Source organism: Nocardia farcinica (genome assembly GCF_029867845.1).
In the GTDB taxonomy this organism is placed as follows: domain Bacteria; phylum Actinomycetota; class Actinomycetes; order Mycobacteriales; family Mycobacteriaceae; genus Nocardia; species Nocardia farcinica_A.
The window spans coordinates 1-1,726 of the sequence record NZ_JARWRU010001162.1; the positions used below are offsets into that span (position 1 = coordinate 1).

General features: G+C 72.9%; 3 protein-coding genes. 1 reads left to right on the forward strand and 2 read right to left on the reverse strand.

The features are described 5' to 3' along the window. Nucleotides 1–80: 80 nt before the first annotated feature. Nucleotides 81–416: an RNA polymerase-binding protein RbpA gene (locus QH283_RS25770; RefSeq protein ID WP_280505527.1), complete on the reverse strand. Its 336-nt coding sequence runs from the start codon at nt 414–416 to the stop codon at nt 81–83. Between the two features lie 245 nt (nt 417–661). On the opposite strand from QH283_RS25770, the gene QH283_RS25775 reads away from it, so the two are divergent. Then, the gene (locus QH283_RS25775) at nt 662–985 is read left to right on the forward strand and encodes a hypothetical protein (protein ID WP_280505528.1); all 324 of its coding nucleotides are present in this window, start codon (nt 662–664) and stop codon (nt 983–985) included. A gap of 6 nt (nt 986–991) precedes the next feature. Here the strand turns inward: QH283_RS25775 and QH283_RS25780 are convergent, their stop codons facing one another. Then, nucleotides 992–1,726 carry a M23 family metallopeptidase gene (locus QH283_RS25780; RefSeq protein ID WP_280505529.1) on the reverse strand — a complete coding sequence of 245 codons (735 nt, stop codon included), beginning with the start codon at nt 1,724–1,726 and terminating at the stop codon, nt 992–994.

Genomic DNA, 1,726 nt, shown 5'->3' on the forward strand with positions numbered 1-1,726 from the left:
GGGGCGGGCGCGGCGGGCCTTACATCCGTTGGCCCGGGTTCCGTGGCGGCCGGCGCGCCTTTCCTTCGCCGGTTGCGTCGTCAGCCGCGGCGGCGGGACTTCAGCAGCTCCAGGCGCTCCTTGAGCAGCTCCTCGAGCTCCTCCTTGCTGCGGCGCTCGAGCAGCATGTCCCAGTGGGTACGCGGCGGCTTGACCTTCTTGGCCTCCTGCGTGGTGCCCTCGAGCAAAGTGCCTTCCTGGCCGTTGCGGCACAGCCAGGTGGGCGGGATCTCCGCGTCGTCGGCGAAGGGCACGTCGAACTCTTCGCCGTTCTCGGTCCGGTACCTGGCGATGCGGCGCGGAGCGAGGTCGTGGTCGCGGTCGGTCTCGTAGCTCACCGCTCCGAGCCGACTGCCCCGGAGTACGCGATCTGCCATGGTGTGCCTCTCCCTGTGTGTCCGAGTGTCCCTGGTTGTCCGAAGTGCCTGTGAGGACAACGCTCGAATCCGCGTCTTCGTTCCCGACCGGCGATCGGCGAACCGTTCCATTCTAGTCCGCCGCCTGGTCACGACGGTTCGCGGCCGTCGGGCGGGGCCGGGCCGCGGGGGTCGGCGCGGGGCCGGGATCGGGGGCGTCCGGGTCCGCGCGCGGATTCCCACCGGACCCACTAGTCTCATGGCCCATGACACGGCGCTTGCTGGCCTGCCTGTGGTGCGGGCGGGAGATCGTGGAGTCCGAGTCGGGGCGCCGGCGCCGCTACTGCCGGCAGTCGTGCAGGCAGCGCGCCTACGAGCACCGCAACAGTGTGAAAGGCACCGGCATCCCGGAGGATTCGGTGATCCTCAGTGCCCAGGAGGCCGCCGATCTGGCCGACCGCTGGTTCGCCGCCCGTTGCGCGGCCGAGGACGTGGCCACGGCGGTCGAGGAGGGGGCGAGCCGTGAGGAGCTGCGTCAGCTGAGCGCGACCCTGGTGCAGCTCAGCCGGGAGGCCGAGCGGCTGCGCTGAAGCGGGTCAGTGCACGTCGACGCCGCGCGCGCCCAGCCAGCCCGCCGGGTCGACCGGGCCGACGCCGGGCACGTGGACCTCGTAGTGCAGGTGCGGGCCGGTGGAGTAGCCGCGGCTGCCGACGGTGGCGATCACGTCGCCCGCCGCCACGTGCTGGCCGACGGAGACGAGGATGTCCTGCATGTGACCGTAGACGCCGACGGTGCCGTCGTCCTGCAGGATGCGCACCCACAGGCCGAAGCCGCTGGCCGGTCCCGCCTCGATCACGACGCCGTCGGTGACGGCGTGGATGGGCGCGCCGAGCGGGTCGCCGAAATCCAGACCCGCGTGCATGGCGCCCCAGCGGTAGCCGTAGCCGGAGGTCAGCACTCCCGCGGCGGGGCGAACGGTGGTCGGGCGCGGCGGCGGGGGCGGCGGGATGAACTGGGCCAGGCTGTTCTCCACCCACGGGACGACGTCCTCGAGGGTCTGCGGCAGGCCGGGCACGGCCGGGACTTCGGGGAGCTGGAGTTCGCGAGGGAAGGCGGTGAACTGCGTCCTGGTCTCCGCGGAGGTGAGCTGGACGCGGGGGGTGCGGGTGAGCTCGGCGGCGGAGGCGACGCCGGCGTCTTCGGGGCCGAGGAGGTTGACGGTGGTCAGGCTCAGGCCGAGGGCCCCCGGCAACCCGAACCCGCCGCCCCCCGCGCGGCGGCGGCGCGGCCCACGGGGGGGACGGCGCACACAGCGGGAAGCATATTGCAA

Bases quoted from the DNA above. Each gene is read 5' to 3' on its own strand.
- QH283_RS25770 (WP_280505527.1), bottom strand. From the start codon at position 416: ATGGCAGATCGCGTACTCCGGGGCAGTCGGCTCGGAGCGGTGAGCTAC.
- QH283_RS25775 (WP_280505528.1), top strand. From the start codon at position 662: ATGACACGGCGCTTGCTGGCCTGCCTGTGGTGCGGGCGGGAGATCGTG.